This window comes from Selenomonas sp. oral taxon 136, assembly GCF_001554015.1.
Taxonomy (GTDB): Bacteria; Bacillota; Negativicutes; order Selenomonadales; family Selenomonadaceae; genus Centipeda; species Centipeda felix.
Genome location: NZ_CP014239.1, coordinates 1,556,873 through 1,575,461, shown reverse-complemented (window position 1 = coordinate 1,575,461; position 18,589 = coordinate 1,556,873). Strand labels below are relative to the sequence as shown.

Here is an 18,589-nt window from a genome sequence, read left to right as displayed (position 1 = left end):
ATCCTCGGCACGGCGGTATTTTCCGTTTTAGAACAATTCACTCTCGGCGATGCGCCCCATGAGCTCCTTCGACGGGATGAAGAAGAGCTGTCCCTTCAGTGCCGTCGAGTACTCAAGCAGACGATCGTCCTGCGTAAACATATTGGTGAGCATCTGCCGCGTCACATCCCAGTGGCGTGCATAGCCGATAAAGTAAGTGCCGCGCACGCCTTCGCCCGGATGCGCATAGACGACGTTCATGCGCACGATCTTGTGTTCCTCGTCGTCGCGGTTGTCCTGCGAGATGATATTGTGTGCGCGCGGATCCTTCTCCTCGTCGGAGAGCTCGAGATCGCTGTACTTGCGGCGTCCGACGTATTTTTCCTGTACCTCCGTCGGCAGTGCCCGCCACGCGTCAAGGTCGTGGACGTATTTCTGCGCGAAGGCATAGGAGCCGTTGATGAACTCCGGATCCTCCGCGCCAATGATCGCCCACTCCTTCGCCTCCTCACCGACGGGATTCTCCGTCCCGTCGATAAAGTCGATGATGGCGCGCCCCTCACGATAGTGAAAACCGTGCGTCTCATCCACAACATCCACGATGGGGCGCAGGAAGCCCATGATCTGATCGACGACGAGATAGGTCGTCGATGCCTCATCTGCACGTACGTGCAGGAAAAGATCGGCAGGCGTTGTCGGGGCCTGATGGTTCTTCCCATTGACGCCCTTGAAATCCTCTAATTCCTTCGGTTTCGCGGCATGCGGGAAGAGATATTCCCACGCGCGGTTGCTGAAGCCAAACGAGAGCTTCACCGTCTCCGGCGCAACGCGGATGTTCATCGATCGCTGAATCGCACCGATGCGGTCCGCCATATCGGCGATGATCTCCCGTTCCTTCTCGATGTCCTCACGCTTCAACGAGAGCATGACAAAAATGACGCTCTCCCCCGCATCCTTGAACACATCCTGCGCAAGATCTGCCTTGACCTCCATGGTATACCTCCTATTTCATACACATCCAAATCCCGATCCTATGGTACGGCATTGCTCCATGCGAGGCAAGAATCGACCGTGCTACACCTTGAACTTGCCAACCAGCTCATCCAGCTCGGCAGCGTGGCCCTTGAGATGCTCGGCCGTTGCGGCAAAGGCATCGAGAGAGGCGGTTTCCTGCTCGATTGCGGCCGCCGCATCCGTTGTATGTCCCGCGATCTCATGTGAGGCCTTGGCGACCTCCTCCGATGCCGCTGCTGCGACCTGTGCGCAGGCGCGTACCGCTTCAATAGAGGTGAGAAGCGCCGTACGGTTCACGTTCTCCGCCTGTGCAAGTACCTGCATCTCCTCCAGATGTGTAGAGATGCCGGTCACACTCGACGCGAGCATCTGGACATTCTCATCCTGCTCGCTGGTGTGCGCGGCAACATGGGTGATGGCAAGCGCATTGTACTCGACTGCCTTGCTGTTCTCAACACTTGCCCGCCACATCGTATCCGACAGCCCCGCGACCTCGGCTGCGCAAGTCTGCGCACGCTGCATGATCCGGCGCAGCTCGCTGACAAAGGTGTTGAAGGACTGCACGATGCGCCCGATCTCGTCAAATCGTCTGGTGGTGAGCTGCTGGGTGAGATCCGCCTCCTTGCCCGCGACCTCGCGGAACGATGCAGTCAGTGCCGCAATCGGCCGCAGTACCTCCATGATGATGCAGTAGGAGGACACGGCAAAGACAAGGAACGCAAGGACGATCACGCCCACGCCGATCTCCTTGGAAACGCCGATCTTTGCCTGGCTGGCATTGTCATACGCCGTGACGAGCTTGTCCACCTCGGTCACATAGCCGTCAACTTCGGCAGCAACGACGGCATTCGCCTCGTGCTTTTCCTCCGTCCCCACAGCCCCCGTGACGGCGAACACATTTGTGCGGTACTCCTCCCAGAGAGGCTGCAGCGTGCGCAGCTGTTCCTTGATCGCCTCATCCGATGCCGGACGAAGGCCGAGCTCGGCATCTCCCCTGCGCAGCCCCGCAAGGATGCGGTCATACATCTCGATCTGCACCATCATCATACTGCGGAGCTCCGCTGCCTCCGCTGCATCGGCGGAGACCATACGTGCCGAGAGCCATGCAAGCTGATAGGCACGCATGCGCAGCGAGCCGGAGGCATTGACGGCGGGAGAATCCCCCTCAATCTGGGCAAAGGTGGCAAAGTTCAGTCCGACAAGTCCGATGATGAAGACGAAGAGGGCAACAAGCGTGATTCGTAATTTATTATGGATTGACATTTTTCCTCTCGTTTCAAAAAATTCCTCTCTTGTATTATATCGCAGAATGTAGCCTGTGCAATACCCCATCCAAATAAATCCGTGTGAACTACAATGTATTCACACGGATTTATTTTGGATATTTTCTCAGACCTTGAACTTTCCGACAAGACCGTCCAACTTCGCCGACAAACCGGACAAGCGCTCTGCAGTAGCGACGACCTGTTCCATGGTCGCGCTCTGCTCCTCGATGGCAGCCGCCGAGTCCTCGGTGAGCCCCGCGATCTGTTTTGCCGCTGATGCGACATTCCCCGACGTGCCCACAACGTTCTGTGCGCCTGTCGATGCCGTCTGATTCAGCTGCACGATCTCAGCTGCCGCGCGACGGCTCTCCTCGGAGCTCGCGGCGATGGCATTCAGCGAGGCACGCACTGCAGCAACCGCCTCCGTGATCTTCTCGAGCTCGCTGACCAGCTCCTGATTTGCACTGCGCGTCTCATGCACCTGCTGACGAATGCCGGTCATCTTTTCCGTGACATCGTCCGCCGCAAGGCTCGAGCTCTCAGCGAGCTTGCGCACCTCCTCCGCGACGACAGCAAAACCACGTCCGCTCTCCCCCGCACGTGCAGCTTCGATCGCAGCGTTGAGCGCGAGCAGATTCGTCTGCCCCGAGATGCCCTTAATGAGATCGATGATCTGATTGATGTCCTCCGCATACTGCGTGAGCGTCTGCACATTCCGATCCATCGTCATGACAATATCGCGCAGGCCATCGGTCTGGGATGCAACACGTGCCGCACCGTCCCTTCCATCCGCTGCCTTTTCCTCAGAATCCGCCGAGAGTGCGGCAGAGCGTTTGGCAGCCGCGAGCATCTGCGCCATGTGTTCCGCGATCTGTGCCACATGGTCCGCGAGAGCCTGCATATCCGTATTCTGTTCATTCGCCCGCCCTGCGACATCGGTGACGGAGCCGGCGACCACTTCGACGGCCTTACTGCTCTCACCGCTTGCCTGCGAGAGTGCACCGGAGATCTGTGCAACCTCCGCTGCACTCTCCTGTGCGCCGCGTATGATCGTACGCAGTTTCCCGACGAAAGTGTTGAAGTAGAGGACGATCCGTCCGATTTCATCATCGCGCTCTGCGTGAAGCTGCTGCGTCAGATCCCCCTCGCCCTCAGAAATGCCGCGAAACGAATCCGTCAGCGCCGCCAGGGGGCGCAGAATCTGTGTGAGAATCAGCCAGAGTGCACCACCCACCACAAGAACAGCAAGCAGAATCACGCCGAGCTGGATGTCCTTGGACCTCTCGATCTTCGCCTGTCCGGCGGCATCGTAGGCAGCGACCAACTTGTTGACCTCTGCCACAAAGGGCGCAACCTCTTTTGCTGCCTTTGCCTCTGCGGTGCGGCGCGCCTCCTCATCCGTTCCCTCGGCAGCGGCACGGATATCAGCGCGGTACGCCTCCCACAGCGGCTTCACAACGCCGAGCTGTCGCTGGACCGCCTCATCCGAGGGTGCCGTCAGCCCCATCGCCGCATCGCCCTGCTCCAGCCCCTTCAGAATACGATCGTAGTCCTCCAGATTCTTCTGCATCGCCGCGCGCAGCGTCTGTGCGTCGCCCTCATCTGCCGACACGAGCCGTGCTGCCCCCCACGAAAGCTGATAGGCGCGCATCCGCAGCGAGCCGGAAGCGTTGACCGCAGGCGCATCCCCCTTGAGTTCATTGAACGTAAAGAAGTTCAGCCCAACTAATCCCACGATGAATACAAACAGCAGAATAAGAATCGACTGTAGTTTCGTGCGTATGCTCATACCCGTCTCCCCTTTGGTTTCCCCGTCCATTCTGCACACTGTCGCAAGATCCGACACATGCGCGTATGGAACGACACTATAGAACTTTTTTATTTTTTTGATTATAGCATAAAATAATTCTGTATGAAAATAAAAATCGTCTATGATTCCAAAAAAAGACCACTGGTCCCACAGGCCAATGGTCTTTTGGGGGAATCGCTGATAAAATAAAATCTGTCAGATTAGCGCAGATTTTTGTCCAATTTGCCGACACAGTGCGGGCAAAAAATGCGCTAAGACGGCAGTGCTGGATTTATCAGTACTTCCTATAGTTTAACAAGTTCGCGCAGACGTGCAAGGTCGATGTAGGTCTCCGTCTCGGGATGCCGCTGCAGATAGCCCTGATGCTCGTCCGCTGCTGGCTGGAAAGAGGTCAGCCGCTCCATCGTTGCGTGCATAACGCGCCGTGCTGCCGCACTGCTGTTTGGGTCATTGAGCGTCAGGTGCTCCCCCGTCGCGGGGCAGCGTCCCTTGCCTGCGAGAAAGGTGAGGTAGAGCGCAATCTGCGGCTCGTCCTCCGCACTCTCGTAGAAGATGCCCGCGCGATACACGGCACCGCGCACATAGCCCTGCCCATCGATGCTGTACGGCGTAACGACGGAAAAATGCAGATCGAGCAACTGTGAGATGTCCGTCTTTTTGGGATCGTAAACGATCTCAACGCCCACACGACCGCCCGACGCGCCTGTCAGAGCGTCCTCATGCGCGGTCTGCGGCGCAGCGTTGATGTAGCCCGTGCGGACGGAGACGATGCCGCGCCGTCCGCGAAATACCTCCTCGAGCTCGTACATATCCGCACCCGAAAGGCAGATGCGTTTCATCATGGGTACACCTCCTCAATTCGTAAAGAGGTCGACCTGCCGTCCCGCCGCACGGTGCACATCGAATACACTGAGCAGCTCCGCAACTGCCTGGGTCGGTGAGATGCCGCCCGAGAGGACCGCATCCTTTACCTCAGGCATGCGCCCGCGCACAACGGCATCGTCAAAGAACAGGTTGTGCAGATGCTCGTCGATCATGCTGTTCATCCAGTCGAGCAGCTGCCCGTCGCGCCGCTTCTTCCACACGCCGCTCTTCGTGGTCTTCTCACGGAAGATGCGGATGATCTCCCACAGCTCGGCAAGTCCTGTCTTCTCGATCGCGGAGGCAAGATAGGCGTGCGTCTCCCAGCCCGGTGTCGCGGGGCGGATAAACTCGATCATGCGCTCATACTGCCCGCGTGCGACCTTCGCCTTGATGAGGTTGTCCCCGTCCGCCTTGTTGATGACGATCGCGTCCGCAAGCTCCATGATGCCCTTCTTGATGCCCTGCAGTTCGTCGCCCGCGCCCGTCAGCACGACGAGCAGGAAGAAATCCACCATCGAGCGTACGGTCGTCTCGGACTGACCGACACCGACCGTCTCGATGATGATGACATCATAGCCTGCCGCCTCACAGAGCAGCATGGTTTCACGGCTCTTGCGCGCGACACCACCGAGTGTTCCACCTGCAGGAGAGGGGCGGATGAATGCCTCGGGACGGCGCGAGAGGGTTCCCATACGTGTCTTGTCGCCGAGGATCGAGCCCTTCGTGACGGAACTTGTGGGATCAACGGTGAGCACAGCGACACGGTGTCCCGCATCGCAGAGCATATTGCCGAACGCCTCGATCATCGTGGACTTGCCTGCCCCCGGCACGCCTGTGATGCCGATGCGCAGAGCATTGCCCGTCTTCGGCAGCAGGCGCTGAAGCACGCGTTGGGCACGCTTGAAGTGCTTGCTGCTGTTGCTCTCGATGAGCGTGATCGCACGAGAGAGTGTCATGCGGTCGCCGCGGGCCACGCCCTCAACATAGTCATCTTCACTGAGGACAAGTTTGCGGTGGGACATCCCTGTCCCGTTCAGCAATTTCGGATTGATGTTGCCGACGGTCAGATCCTTGATGCCCTCGATGCCGCCCATGACGCTCGTCGTAAACTTCGCGTCGGCGTCCTCGGGTACCCAGTCGGGCCGTTCTGTGGTATATTTTTCGCTCATAAAGCCTCCTTTCCTACTAGGAAAAATTATGGCGTTGATATTTTCTGTATTGTATAGACGTGCAGTTCCCCTGAGCAAACCCTAGAGAAGCAAGCGGAAAAGAGGACACGTTCTGCCCCCTGCGGATTTTAACCGTTCAAGCGGAGCGCGTTTGGAATCCGCAGGTGTTTTGGCAGATAAGTGTCCGACCGCTTGCGTAACGAGGGTTCTGCGAAGGGGCACGCACGGCAACCATTCTGTTGTATGGCGGCAAAACGCCGCCCTCATGCAGAGAGCGGCGCCGCTATTTGCCTTATCCTGCGGCTTCTTCCTTCGCGCGTGCGATGAGAAGGGTCAGGAGCTTGATGCCCGCCTCGGGGATGTTCGTACCCGGTGCGAAGATCGCGACCGCGCCGTGCTCGTAGAGGTTGTCATAGTCCTGCACGGGGATGACGCCGCCGATGCAGACCATGATGTCGTCACGTCCGAGCTTCTTCAGTTCATCGACGAGCTGCGGCAGGAGCGTGTTGTGTCCCGCTGCGAGAGAGCTGAACCCGACCATGTGCACGTCGTTGTCGACCGCGTCCTGCGCCGTCTCTGCGGGCGTCTGGAACAGGGGCCCCACGTCGACGTCCCAGCCCATGTCGGCGAAGGAGGACGCGATGACTTTCTGTCCGCGGTCGTGTCCGTCCTGTCCCATCTTCGCGACGAAGATACGCGGGCGGCGGCCCGTGAGTTCCTCGAACTCGTCCGCCATCTCACGGGCGCGGTCAAGCTCGGTCTTATCTGTGAACTCGGAGGAGTAAACGCCAGAGATCGTATGAATGACCGCCTGGAAGCGTCCGGAGACTTTCTCCACCGCATCGGAGATCTCGCCGAGCGAGGCGCGTGCGCGCGCCGCATCGACGGCCGCCTCGAGGAGGTTGCCGTTGTCGCGGCTCTCTGCCGCCTTCGTGATGCCCTCAAGGCATCGGCGCACGTCGTCTGCGTTGCGCTCTGCGCGCAGTTTTTCGAGACGTTCCACCTGTGCCTGGCGCACCGCTGTATTGTCGATCGCGAGGATCTGCAGGGGATCTTCCTTTTCGAGGCGATACTTGTTCACGCCGACAATGCTCTCCAGCCCAGAGTCGATCTGCGCCTGACGGCGTGCCGCCGCCTCCTCAATGCGCATCTTCGGCAGTCCCGTCGAGATCGCCTTTGCCATGCCGCCGAGGGACTCGACCTCCTGGATGTGTGCCCAAGCACGGCGAATGATCTCGTTTGTGAGTGACTCGACGTAGTAGGAGCCGCCCCACGGGTCGATGATCTTGCAGACGCTCGTCTCGTCCTGAATGTAAAGCTGCGTGTTGCGTGCGATGCGTGCCGAGAAGTCCGTCGGCAGGGCGATCGCCTCATCGAGCGCATTCGTATGGAGCGACTGTGTGTGCCCGAGTGCCGCTCCCATCGCCTCCATCGCCGTGCGCGCGATATTGTTGAACGGATCCTGCGCTGTGAGTGACCACCCCGAGGTCTGGCTGTGCGTGCGGAGCGCCATCGATTTGTCGTTCTTCGCGCCGAAGGACTTGACAATCTTCGCCCAGAGAACGCGCGCCGCACGCATCTTGGCAACCTCCATAAAGTAGTTCTTGCCGATCGCCCAGAAGAATGAGAGACGCTTCGCGAAGTCGTCAACGGCAAGTCCCGCCTTGATGCCCGTGCGGATGTACTCAAGACCATCCGCGAGCGTGTAGCCCAGCTCGATGTCCGCCGGCGCACCAGCCTCCTGCATGTGGTAGCCGGAGATGGAGATGCTGTTGAACTTCGGCATATACTTCGTCGTGTACTCGAAGATGTCGCCGATGATGCGCATGGACATCTCCGGCGGGTAGATGTAGGTATTGCGCACCATGAACTCTTTCAGAATATCGTTCTGAATCGTGCCCGCCATGATCTTCTTATCGACGCCCTGTTCTTCGCCCGAAACGATGAAGAACGCGAGGATCGGCAGCACTGCGCCGTTCATCGTCATGGAAACGGACATCTGGTCGAGCGGAATGCCCGAGAACAGGATGTTCATGTCCAGCATGGAGCAGACCGAGACGCCTGCCTTGCCCACGTCGCCGACCACGCGCGGATTGTCCGCATCATAGCCGCGGTGCGTCGGGAGGTCAAATGCGATCGAGAGTCCCTTCTGCCCGGCGGCGAGGTTGCGCCGATAGAAGGCGTTCGACTCCTCGGCCGTCGAGAAGCCAGCGTACTGGCGCACCGTCCACGGACGGAACACGTACATCGTGGAGTAGGGCCCGCGCAGACAGGGCGGAATCCCGCTCGCAAAGTCGAGGTGGTTCATGTGCGCATAGACATCGTGATCGTAGAACGGTTTCACGGGGATGCGCTCCATCGTCTTGTGTGTGAGTGCCTCAAACGTCCGTCCCGTACCGCCTTCGAAAAGGGCGCGCCATTCCTTGGAGTCTGCGGACGGGCTTTCGCCGAGGCTCATGCCCGTGAAATCCGGGTTCGTAAAGCCTGCCATTACGCAATCATCCCTTTCTGTTTCTGGAGACCCTCAAGGATCTCATAGCAGTTCGCGCGGACGGAAATATATTCGTCAATGCCCGCTTCCTTGTACGTCTCAAGCAGATCCTTCGGCGCGGCGCCCGCGAGAAAAACGCGTGCCTGCGGCAGCACCTTGTGGAGCTTTGGTGCAAGGGCAGGGACGATCTCGGGATAGGTCGCATCCGTAGAGCAGATGACGACGGCATCCGCACCGCTTGCACGCGCCGCCTCCGCTGCCTCATCGACGGTCTTAAAGCCGTCGTTGCCGAGTACCTCGAATGCACCGACTTGCAGGAAGCCTGTGGTAAAATCTGCGCGCGCCTTGTGCTGCGGGATAGGGCCCATGTTCGCGAGGAAGATCTTCACATTGTCATCCTTCGCTGCCTTGTAGTCCTCTGTGCGCCGGCGCAGTGCCTCAAAGCGTTCGCTCCAGCGATGCGGGGCAATCGCCGCGACCGTCTCCGCACCTTTCCCCGCCGTGAGCGCCGCCATCAGCTCGGCAATCGTCGCCCCCGCAAGCGCCGCCTCAACAGCATTCTGAACGGAACCATCTGCCTTGAACGCCGCAAGTGCCTCGTCGCGGTGCTTTGTGTCGATGTCGGAGAGATATGCCTCGATATCTTTCGTGCGCTGTGCCTTGAGCGCTGCCGTATCCTCGGCGCGTGTCTCGAGCAGCGTCTCCGTCATGTTCGGATACATGTTGTTGCCGACAATGCGGTCACGGCGCAGGTCGGCATTCTTAAAGCGGTCGGCGAGCACCTTCGCGATGCCCTCCTGAACCGTGCCTGCACGCAGTGCCGCAGCGATGCCGCCCTCTTTCTCGATGCCTTGGAACGCCGCCCAGATTTTTTCCTTCATCTGGCGCGTCAGCGTCTCAACCGCCCACGAGCCGCCGGCGGGGTCGATCGGCTGCAGGAGACCGAATTCCTCCTGGAGCATGATCTGGACGTTGCGCGCAATGCGGCGCGAAAACTCATCGCCCTTGCGGATGGGTTCATCAAACGGCGCACTCTCAAAGGAGTCGATGCCGCCGACAACGCCCGAGAAGATCTCCGTCGTGTTGCGGAGCATGTTGACATACGGATCGTAAACGGTCTTGAAGAAGAGTGCGGGGCGCGCATGGATGCGCATCTTCTGCGCCTCGGCATTCCCGCCGAACGCCTTGACGATCTGTGCCCAGAGCGGGCGCACCGCGCGCAGCTTAGCGATCTGCAGGAAGAAGTTTGCCCCCATTGAGAACGCAAAGGCAATCTGCGATGCCGCCGCATCGATCGTGAGGCCCCGCTCACAGAGGGCGCGCAGATACGCCGTCGCCGCGGCGAGAACTGCCGCGACCTCCTGTACATCGTTCGCTCCGCCCCTGCTGTAGACATCGCTGCGCACGAATACCGTACGCAGATGCGGTGCGTTCACCGTCGCCCAGCGCGCCGCCGACGCGAGACTGTCATAGTATGAGTCAAGGGACGCGGGCAGTTTCCCGTCCGTCACAAGAGCGCCGATGGGATCTGCACCGACAATGCCCCGCACATTCTTCATATCCTCGCCTGCTGCACGGCGTGCCGCCGCGACGAATGCAAGCAGAGGCACGGCGTTCGCGCCCGCGTAGACGTAGAGGGGGAACTTCGCGAGGTCAAGTCCCGTGAGGAGGACGTGCATATCCTCGACCGTCGTCACACTCGTCCCCGTGTCGCCGACCTTCTCCGCCTGACGCGCATCCACACCGGCGCGCGACGCCGTATCGAGCACAATGTGGTAGATCGTTGCGCCCTTGTCGTTCTCATGGCGCAGGAGCTCGTTGTTCTCCGCCGGGAGCGTCTCGTCACACGCCTGCGCGATGCCCCACGGCTTGCCGATGTAGCCCGCCGCATCCACGCCGCGCAGATAGTCCCCCATGCCGGGCATAACTCCCTTCGGCAGGATGTCCTCCGTATGCTTCCGCGTGTACATGGGGTCAAAGGTGATCCCCTCATAGGTCTTCGTGAACATCTTCTTTTCGAACGGTGCACCCTTCAGGAGTGCCTCACAGGCGGCTTTCCACTCCTCATCCGTGGGCGGCGTGAATTCATCGAGCGGAACATCGGGGAAATCCTCGACATCCGCTGATTTCTTCAGAAGCTTCTGAAGTTCCTCGTCGCTCGACCGCTCTTTTTCTTCCGGCATAGTACGTCCTCCTTTAATTTATTCCGGGAAGGCTCTGTCAGTTCAATGGATGAACTGACGTAGAAAAAAGCAATTCTGTGCGGGTTAGGGAAGCACTGATAAATTCAGCACCGCCATCTTAGCGCATTCTTTTCGCCCTGCCTGTGTTAACAAACCTCCACAGAGTACCACTCTGCGTCCAGTTTGTTTCCTTGGCAGGACAAAAATTCTGCACCAATCTGACGGACTTCATTTTATCAGCGATTCCCTGAATTTTTGCCGCTGTCAATGAGATGTGCCGAACGCGTAGAAGGAACTACGTGGAGGCGCAGCGAAGCAGAGAGCGGCAAAAAGATAAACGCGCGGAATTGCATTCCTTGAAAAAAAATCGCCCTGAGCTTCCACCCTCAGAGCGTTCCCCCATCACGAGGGAAAAACGAGAACTGAAAAGATGAGCAATGTTTCCCCAAGGAGCAATGCTCCTTCATCCCGGGGAAATCTCTGCGCATGTTCCCATACGTGCGCACAGATCTCCGCAGGATCGCGCAGGGAATCGAGCCTTGCATAGAAAAAGCCCATCCCGCAGCAGCAGAATGGGTCTTTTTCGGTATCGTCACTCAGTTCTCGTGTCGTTTGGTCGCGGCTGCGCCAAACTTTATATCAAGCGAACGAATCCGCAAAATCTCCATCCCCATCACTCGCAGGTCAATCGGTGATTGTTAATCAAGCAGGTCTCCTGGCTCCAGTTCATCGCTCCTTCGCATCTTCCCGGGGGGGCTTCCCCAGTGACTGCCGGCTCGCGCTGGCGTGCGAATTTGCTCACTGTTACAGTGGCGTGACCGCTCCGGCTTATGAGATCATATCTCCCTACCGGATTCCCTATGAAGCATTAAGGCTTTGCACAGCAAAACCTCTGCACTTGATCCAATTTCTATATGTAATTTTTATGGTACGATAGAATAGTACCACTGAAAGCACTTCTTGTCAATAAAAAAGAATCACTGTGTGAATAATTCCACAGTGATTCTCTCTTTTGTTACTCGAGGACGTAGACCTCAACCGAGCGCCGGCCGAACTGGATTGCCTCGTCATAGCTCTCCATGCAGAGGTCAATCGTGTTGCCGACGATCGCCCCGCCCGTATCCGCAGCGATTGCCTCGCCGTAGCCCGGGATATAAAGCCGCGAGCCGAGCGGAATGACGTTCGGATCGACGGCGACAACACCGCGGCGCGCCGCCATGCCGGTCGCCGTAATGCCGCTGCCGCCCCCGTCACTCGGGAGATAGGCGGATGCGTGCATTGTATAGGCTGCACGATAGCGGGGAATCCCCCGACTTACGCGTTCGGCCTCGCGCTCACGCGCGCGCCGCTGCTCCGCCGCCTGCTCATTCTCTGTGAGCTGTATCGCAAGGTTTGCGGTGACTGGTGTATCAACACCGGGGTTCACATCAACCTCGTTCATATTGTAGCCATACTCGGCCACAACGTCGCCGACGGTATGTCCGCTCGTCATAACCTGCTGCGTATCGTCCCAGAAGGAGATGGTGACGGGCACGGCGCGCCGTACGGAGATGTCCGTACGCGGCGGATCCTTGCTCTCCTGCACCTCGTAGGTGTCCTTCTCGCCGAGCGTAACGCCAAGTTTTGCAAAAATATCGTTAGGCTGCGTCTGCACCGTCATGTCGTTGATCGTCTCTCCATCGACATGCACACTCACGCGGTGCATATTCTTCGGCAAGCCGTTCATCGTGAAGCCGCTGGACATCAGCATCATGCCCGCCAGCGCCGCACAGAGCACCGTGTTCTTCTTGGATTGGATGTATTTTCCTACGCTGTTCCACTGCATAGAATTCCCCCTTTTGTTGGAGGTATTTTCCCACTTTGACCTGAATTTTTCATGAAGAATGGGATGTGAGTTAAAATTGAGAGCCATTTTCCGAGTTTGCGCGCCACTTTGATAAAAAAAGCGGTACAGAGCATCGTGCTCCATACCGCAGTTTTTTATGGAATCGCTGATAAAATGAAGTCCGTCAGATTGGCGTAGATTTTTTCGTCCGAACGAGGTGGAAAACCGGACGCAGAGTGGTGCTCTGTGGAGGATTTTCCGCCGAAGTGCGGGCAAAAAAGATGCGCTAAGATGGCGGTGCTGAATTTATCAGTGCTTCCATTATTTATCCTCCGCGCGACGGGTCATTTCCCCCGCACAGGATTGCCTCGGCGCGCGCGATCTCCTCTGCCGTCGGCACGGGCGTATCCCCGAGCGGGTACGGCAGATGAAGTGCCTCATATTTGTGCCGCGCCATCGCATGATAGGGCAGCACCTCCACGCGCTCGACCGTCCGCAGCGTCCTGATGAAGTCCGCCAGCCGGTGCAGGTCATCGGCATCCGTCGTCCATCCCGGCACGAGCACGTGACGGATCCACATGCTTTTCCCCTGCTCCGATAGGTACCGCGCGAGTGCCAGTACCGGTGCATTGGACGTGCCCGTCAGCGCACGATGCTGCGCGGGGTCGATGTGTTTGATGTCGAGGAGAAAGAGATCGGTGAGCGGCAGCAGCGCCCGAAACGCGCTGAAGAATGGCTCATCCTCGGTAAAGGGGCCGCCCGCCGTGTCGATGACCGTGCTGACCTGCTGCTCCTTCGCCAGGCGAAAGAACTCCGTCACAAACGGGAGCTGCAGCAGCGGCTCGCCGCCGCTGACGGTGATACCGCCGCGCTCCTTCCAGTACGGACGATAGCGCAGTGCCTGCCGCAGCACATCTGCCGGCGTGCGCTCCTCGCCGCCCTCTGTCTCCCATGTCTCGGGGTTGTGACAGTAGCGGCAGCGAAAGCGGCACCCCTGCACAAAGACGATGAAGCGGATGCCGGGGCCGTCCACCGAGCCAAAGCTCTCCGTGGAGCTGATCCGACCGTTACATCCGGTCATGGAAGGTACGCGAGATCACATCCTGCTGCTGCTCGCGCGTCAGACTGATGAACTTGACGGCATAGCCCGAGACGCGGATGGTAAAGTTCGCATAGGCGGGATCCTCGGGATGCTCCATGATATGCTCGAGCGTCTCGCGCCCAAATACGTTGACGTTCAGATGGTGCGCCCCCTGATCGAAGTAGCCGTCCATCGCACTCACAAGGTTCTGCACGCGCTCGTCCTCGTTGTGGCCGAGCGAGGCTGGTGTCATGCTCTGCGTATTCGAGATGCCGTCGAGTGCCCAGTGGTACGGCAGCTTTGCCACGGAGTTGAGCGAGGCAAGCAGCCCGCAGCACTCCGCACCGTAGCTTGGGTTTGCCCCCGGGGCGAGCGGTGTCCCTGCCTTGCGGCCGTCGGGCATCGCGCCCGTGTACTTGCCGTAGACGACGTTCGACGTGATCGTGAGGATCGAGGTCGTCGGTTCGGAATGACGGTAGGTGTGGCGCGCCTTGATCTTCGAGAGGAAGGTCTTGAGCACCCACTTTGCGATCTCGTCCGCGCGGTCGTCGTCGTTGCCGTAGCGCGGGAAGTCGCCCTCGACCTCGTAGTCCACGACGATGCGGTCATTGTAGATCGGCTTTACTTTCGCGTACTTGATCGCGGAAAGCGAGTCAACAACATGCGAGAAGCCCGCAATGCCCGTTGCGAACGTGCGGCGCACATCCGTGTCGATGAGCGCCATCTCGGCCGCCTCGTAGTAGTACTTGTCGTGCATGTACTGGATGATGTTCAGCGCATTCACGTAGACATGTGCGAGCCAGTCCATCATGCGCTCGTACTTCACGATGACGTTGTCATATTCGAGGTACTCCGTGCGGATCGGGCGGTAGGCAGGACCGACCTGCACACCCGTCATTTCGTCCATGCCGCCGTTGATCGCGTAGAGCAGGCATTTTGCGAGGTTCGCGCGTGCGCCGAAGAACTGCATCTCCTTGCCCGTCTGTGTCGCCGATACGCAGCAGCAGATGGAGTAGTCGTCGCCCCATGCGGGCTTCATCACATCGTCGTTCTCGTACTGGATCGAGCTCGTGCGGATGGAGATGCGCGCCGCATAGTTCTTGAACGTCTCGGGCAGGCGCGAGGAGTAGAGGACGGTGAGGTTCGGCTCGGGGGAAGGCCCCATGTTCTCGAGCGTGTGGAGGAAGCGGTAGTCGTTCTTCGTGACCATGTGGCGGCCGTCCATGCCGATGCCCGCCATCTCGAGCGTCGCCCAGATCGGGTCGCCCGAAAAGAGCTCATTATAGGAGGTGATGCGCGCGAATTTCACCATGCGGAATTTCAGCACAAGGTGGTCGATCAGCTCCTGCGCCTCTTCCTCGGAGAGGAGGCCGCGTGCGAGATCACGCTGAATGTAGATGTCGAGGAAGGTCGAGATGCGTCCGACGCTCATCGCTGCGCCGTTCTGCGTCTTGATCGCCGCGAGGTAGCCGAAATAGAGCCACTGCACTGCCTCGCGTGCATTCTGCGCCGGCTGCGCGATGTCGAAGCCGTAGCTCGCCGCCATCTCCTTCATGCCCTTCAGCGCACGAATCTGCTCCGCGACCTCCTCGCGCTGACGGATCACATCGTCGCTCATGATGCCGTCGCCATAGTTCAGGAGATCCTCCTGCTTGAACGCGATGAGGTGATCGATGCCGTAGAGCGCGACGCGGCGGTAATCGCCCACGATGCGCCCGCGTCCGTAGGTGTCGGGCAGTCCCGTGATGATGTGGCTGCGGCGTGCCGCGCGGATCTCGTCCGTATACGCGTCAAAAACTGCCTGATTGTGCGTCTTATGGTACTTTGTAAAGATCTCGTGAAGCTTCGGGCTGACCTTGTAGCCGTAGTTCTCAAGAGCCTCCTCCGCCATGCGGATGCCGCCGTACGGCATAAATGCCTGCTTCAGCGGTTTGTCTGTCTGGAGACCGACCACCTTTTCAAGGTCTTTATGTGCGGGATCGATATAGCCCGGGCCGTATGCCGTCAGCCCTGAAACGACCTCCGTCTCCATGTCGAGAACGCCGCCCTTGGCACGTTCCTCCTTCTGGAGTTCCTGCACGCGTGCCCACAGACGATTCGTCGCATCCGTCGGCGGCGCAAGGAAGGACTCGTCGCCGTCATACGGTGTATAGTTGCGCTGGATGAAGTCACGGACATTGACCTCCTCCTGCCACACGCCGCCTGTGAATCCATCCCAATATTTGCTGTGCAGCATAATATACCTCCTGTTATTTATTATTGAGAAAATCCCTCATTCGGTACTTTTATGATACTTGAATCACATTCACTTTTCAATATCTTTCAGAAGATAAACGATATCAATATTTTTCATGAAAATCATAAAAAAACAATATAGGTTCTGCAGCAAAAAAGACAGACAGCATCCGCCGTGCAAATTTCCCGACGCAGGCAGTTGTATGCCTGCCCCACGAAAGGCTGCTGCGGAGTATCATCGCCGTCCGCTATGACCGCAGCATTCCTCATGAGCTCATAAAATAGAGCTATTCCCGCTCCGCCCCCGGCTCCGGTGTCACGAATGCAAGAAGAGCCGCCAGCGGCAGCGCGATGACAGAGACGAGGAGCGCAGGCGCGAGCCCGATGTGGTCGCCGAGTGCCGCCGTCGCCGCGACACCAAGGCTGCCGAGGCCAAACGACATGCCGAGCATCATCCCCGACGCCATGCCCGCATTCTCGGGGAGCGCCTGCTGGGCCCAGATAATCGAGCTCGGCTGCGGTGCCATCAGCATAAATCCTGCGGCAAAGAGCAGGATGCCGCCCACGATGTCTGCACTAACATGAGTGAAGTAGTAGGCGCATGGAAGAATCCCGAGGAGGAGCGCCCCCACGATGATTCTGCGCCCCGAGAGAGAATCGGCGAGGTTGCCGCCGACGAGTCCGCCGACCATGCCGCCGACCATGAAAATCATGAGAAAGAGCCCCGCTGCGTGCGTATCCTCGCCGCTGCGGACGAGGAGGAGCGGGAGGAACGTCCCGAATGCACCGTGTGTCCAGCAGCGCAGCCCCATCGCGAGGTTCAGCGTGATCGTCGTACGGGCAAAGAGAACGTGCGAGAGCTTCGACGGATGTGCGGGTGTGTGTTCGGGCAGCGAGGAGACGGCGCAGAGCCCCGAGCGCAGAAACAGCACAGCGATCAGGATCGTCGGGAGGAGCAAAAGAGGCAGAGCACGCAACGGAAAGAAGTCGAGGAAGGCGACGAGGATCAGCGGGACAAACGCCATGCCCGCGTTCCCCCCTGCGATGAAGTAGCTCATCATCCCGTTTCCGCGCCCCTCCGCCGCTGTCCGTCCGATGAGCATGGAGGAGAGCGGATGATACGCCGCAACAGCGATGCCCGTCACGGCGACAACGAGGAAGAGAAGTGCCGTATGCGATACGTACCCCACCAGACACATGGGAGCAGCGGCGGCAGGCACGAGCCACGGGAGGAGCGGGCTGAAGTTCCGCCGATCCATCACGCTGCCGATGACGGGCTGGAGCATATTCGTCGTCACCGACGAGACCATGACAAGCACGCCGCACATCGTCAGGGACAGACCGAACTGCGTCATGAGCAGCGGGAGCAGGATGGGCAGAAAGTTTCCATAGAAATCCACCATCCCATGTCCCGTCGAGAGCAGGGCCGCCGCATGACGTATCTCATATTTCATCTCATATTGCCTCCTGTGATTGATTTCCTTGCACAATACGCAAAAGTATGTTGTAATAATTCCAACAGAATATAATTTTAGCAAACCGCAGGGAAATGTAAAGGAGTATTGTCACATGAGAAAATGGGCCGTCATCTATTCGTCCGCCTCTGGAAACACCAAAACGATTGCCGAGGAGATCGCCGGGACGGCAGGGGCTGACCTCTTCCCCATCCAGAACGCGCCAACGGATCTCTCCGCCTACGAGGTTGTCGCCCTCGGCTACTGGATACGGCGCGGCGGTCCCGACGACCGCATGAAGGCATACCTGCCGCAGGTCGCAGATGCGCGCGTTGTCCTCTTCCAGACGCACGGAACGGACGTCGGCTCAGAGCACGCCGTCACCTCCTTTGCGCGTGCCGCCTACCTCCTCGGAAAGGGCTGCGAAATCCTCGGCACATTCTCCGCGCAGGGAAAGCTCGCGCCCGCCCTCATCGAGCGACGCAAGAAATCCGATCCCGACGACACCCACAACAGCCCCGAGGCGCAGGAGCGCTGGGTGCGTGCCGCCGAGCATCCAAACGAAGCGGATCGCGCTGCCGCACGTGAATTCGTCCACAAAATGGAGCACAAAATGGATCTGCTGGAGAAATTTTTGAAGGCACAGGAAGCGAAGAAGCACGCACACGGATAAGTACACAGCGGAACTCTCTTGCCATTCCCCACACAAAGGAGTAAGATAAGCGTAGGATTAGTGTCATAAAGGGGGAGATTTTCTATGAAGTACACCGTCACATTCACCGCCATCGGAAATTTTGCACTCCAACTGCTGAAGAACCGGCGCAGCCTCATCATCTTTGACAAGGACGTGCATTACTCCTATGAAGACGTGGTCATCTCACATACGAAGGGAACGCTGAATGCTGATATCTGTGCAGGGGATCGTCTCGTTATCGCAGAACGCACCTATACGGTCTCGGACGTCGGCGAGGATGCAAATGCGAACCTGCGCGAAAGCGGGCACGTCACCCTTCGCTTTGTCGAGGAAAGCAGTGAAGCCATTGTCCAGCCCGGCGAAATTCTCCTCGTCGGCAGCGGACTGCCGCGCATCATGGTCGGTGATACCCTCACGATCGAGTAGCAGAATGATTGCCCCTATCCGCAAAATAACACAGCAAAAAGCAGCCGGCACTTGCGCCCGTGCGCAAGTGCCGGTTGCTTTCATTCGTACACAACGGAG

The 18,589-nt window shown here is 58.7% G+C and carries 13 protein-coding genes and 1 riboswitch; of the genes, 2 read left to right on the top strand and 11 right to left on the bottom strand.

Annotated features, from left to right (window positions below; translation table 11 throughout):
- Nucleotides 1-27: 27 nt before the first annotated feature.
- The 11 genes from AXE86_RS07510 to AXE86_RS07460 all read right to left on the bottom strand — a co-directional run bounded on the left by AXE86_RS07510 (nucleotide 28) and on the right by AXE86_RS07460 (nucleotide 17,370).
- On the bottom strand, nucleotides 28-972 hold the full coding sequence (locus tag AXE86_RS07510; RefSeq protein WP_061946038.1) for a Dyp-type peroxidase: 945 nt from the start codon (nucleotides 970-972) through the stop codon (nucleotides 28-30).
- Nucleotides 973-1,053: 81 nt separating this feature from the next.
- Nucleotides 1,054-2,256, bottom strand: a complete 1,203-nt coding sequence (locus tag AXE86_RS07505; RefSeq protein ID WP_061946036.1) for a type IV pili methyl-accepting chemotaxis transducer N-terminal domain-containing protein — start codon at nucleotides 2,254-2,256, stop codon at nucleotides 1,054-1,056.
- Nucleotides 2,257-2,382: 126 nt separating this feature from the next.
- Nucleotides 2,383-4,047 carry a methyl-accepting chemotaxis protein gene (locus tag AXE86_RS07500; RefSeq protein ID WP_061946034.1) on the bottom strand — a complete coding sequence of 555 codons (1,665 nt, stop codon included), beginning with the start codon at nucleotides 4,045-4,047 and terminating at the stop codon, nucleotides 2,383-2,385.
- Between the two features lie 305 nt (nucleotides 4,048-4,352).
- Nucleotides 4,353-4,910: a peptide-methionine (S)-S-oxide reductase gene (locus AXE86_RS07495; RefSeq protein WP_061946032.1), complete on the bottom strand. Its 558-nt coding sequence runs from the start codon at nucleotides 4,908-4,910 to the stop codon at nucleotides 4,353-4,355.
- A gap of 12 nt (nucleotides 4,911-4,922) precedes the next feature.
- On the bottom strand, nucleotides 4,923-6,101 hold the full coding sequence (gene meaB / locus AXE86_RS07490; RefSeq protein ID WP_009753794.1) for a methylmalonyl Co-A mutase-associated GTPase MeaB: 1,179 nt from the start codon (nucleotides 6,099-6,101) through the stop codon (nucleotides 4,923-4,925).
- A gap of 292 nt (nucleotides 6,102-6,393) precedes the next feature.
- Complete coding sequence (gene scpA / locus AXE86_RS07485; RefSeq protein ID WP_006690341.1) at nucleotides 6,394-8,592, bottom strand: methylmalonyl-CoA mutase; 2,199 nt, start codon at nucleotides 8,590-8,592, stop codon at nucleotides 6,394-6,396.
- The gene (locus AXE86_RS07480) at nucleotides 8,592-10,775 is read right to left on the bottom strand and encodes a methylmalonyl-CoA mutase family protein (RefSeq protein WP_061946030.1); all 2,184 of its coding nucleotides are present in this window, start codon (nucleotides 10,773-10,775) and stop codon (nucleotides 8,592-8,594) included. The genes scpA and AXE86_RS07480 overlap by 1 nt, the downstream gene beginning before the upstream one ends.
- A gap of 688 nt (nucleotides 10,776-11,463) precedes the next feature.
- Nucleotides 11,464-11,692: riboswitch (cobalamin riboswitch) on the bottom strand.
- A 98-nt stretch (nucleotides 11,693-11,790) separates the two neighbouring features.
- On the bottom strand, nucleotides 11,791-12,600 hold the full coding sequence (locus tag AXE86_RS07475) for a G5 and 3D domain-containing protein (RefSeq protein ID WP_061946028.1): 810 nt from the start codon (nucleotides 12,598-12,600) through the stop codon (nucleotides 11,791-11,793).
- Between the two features lie 325 nt (nucleotides 12,601-12,925).
- Nucleotides 12,926-13,681, bottom strand: a complete 756-nt coding sequence (pflA, locus tag AXE86_RS07470; RefSeq protein WP_061946025.1) for a pyruvate formate-lyase-activating protein — start codon at nucleotides 13,679-13,681, stop codon at nucleotides 12,926-12,928.
- On the bottom strand, nucleotides 13,668-15,917 hold the full coding sequence (gene pflB / locus AXE86_RS07465; RefSeq protein WP_061946023.1) for a formate C-acetyltransferase: 2,250 nt from the start codon (nucleotides 15,915-15,917) through the stop codon (nucleotides 13,668-13,670). Before pflB ends, pflA begins: the two co-directional genes overlap by 14 nt.
- Before the next feature lie 286 nt (nucleotides 15,918-16,203).
- Complete coding sequence (locus tag AXE86_RS07460) at nucleotides 16,204-17,370, bottom strand: MFS transporter (protein WP_061946021.1); 1,167 nt, start codon at nucleotides 17,368-17,370, stop codon at nucleotides 16,204-16,206.
- Between the two features lie 115 nt (nucleotides 17,371-17,485).
- Here AXE86_RS07460 and AXE86_RS07455 point away from each other — a divergent pair, with 115 nt between their 5' ends.
- Both AXE86_RS07455 and AXE86_RS07450 read left to right on the top strand, forming a co-directional pair.
- Nucleotides 17,486-18,043: a flavodoxin family protein gene (locus AXE86_RS07455; RefSeq protein WP_061946019.1), complete on the top strand. Its 558-nt coding sequence runs from the start codon at nucleotides 17,486-17,488 to the stop codon at nucleotides 18,041-18,043.
- A gap of 84 nt (nucleotides 18,044-18,127) precedes the next feature.
- Entirely contained in the window at nucleotides 18,128-18,490 is a 363-nt protein-coding gene (locus AXE86_RS07450) for a PTS glucitol/sorbitol transporter subunit IIA (protein ID WP_006690273.1), read from the top strand.
- The last annotated feature ends 99 nt before the right edge of the window (nucleotides 18,491-18,589 follow it).

Coding starts and splice junctions, on each gene's coding strand:
- AXE86_RS07480 (WP_061946030.1), bottom strand. CDS start 10,775: ATGCCGGAAGAAAAAGAGCGGTCGAGCGACGAGGAACTTCAGAAGCTT.
- meaB (WP_009753794.1), bottom strand. CDS start 6,101: ATGAGCGAAAAATATACCACAGAACGGCCCGACTGGGTACCCGAGGAC.
- pflB (WP_061946023.1), bottom strand. CDS start 15,917: ATGCTGCACAGCAAATATTGGGATGGATTCACAGGCGGCGTGTGGCAG.
- AXE86_RS07500 (WP_061946034.1), bottom strand. CDS start 4,047: ATGAGCATACGCACGAAACTACAGTCGATTCTTATTCTGCTGTTTGTA.
- pflA (WP_061946025.1), bottom strand. CDS start 13,681: ATGACCGGATGTAACGGTCGGATCAGCTCCACGGAGAGCTTTGGCTCG.
- AXE86_RS07505 (WP_061946036.1), bottom strand. CDS start 2,256: ATGTCAATCCATAATAAATTACGAATCACGCTTGTTGCCCTCTTCGTC.
- AXE86_RS07450 (WP_006690273.1), top strand. CDS start 18,128: ATGAAGTACACCGTCACATTCACCGCCATCGGAAATTTTGCACTCCAA.
- AXE86_RS07475 (WP_061946028.1), bottom strand. CDS start 12,600: ATGCAGTGGAACAGCGTAGGAAAATACATCCAATCCAAGAAGAACACG.
- AXE86_RS07495 (WP_061946032.1), bottom strand. CDS start 4,910: ATGATGAAACGCATCTGCCTTTCGGGTGCGGATATGTACGAGCTCGAG.
- scpA (WP_006690341.1), bottom strand. CDS start 8,592: ATGGCAGGCTTTACGAACCCGGATTTCACGGGCATGAGCCTCGGCGAA.
- AXE86_RS07455 (WP_061946019.1), top strand. CDS start 17,486: ATGAGAAAATGGGCCGTCATCTATTCGTCCGCCTCTGGAAACACCAAA.
- AXE86_RS07460 (WP_061946021.1), bottom strand. CDS start 17,370: ATGAAATATGAGATACGTCATGCGGCGGCCCTGCTCTCGACGGGACAT.
- AXE86_RS07510 (WP_061946038.1), bottom strand. CDS start 972: ATGGAGGTCAAGGCAGATCTTGCGCAGGATGTGTTCAAGGATGCGGGG.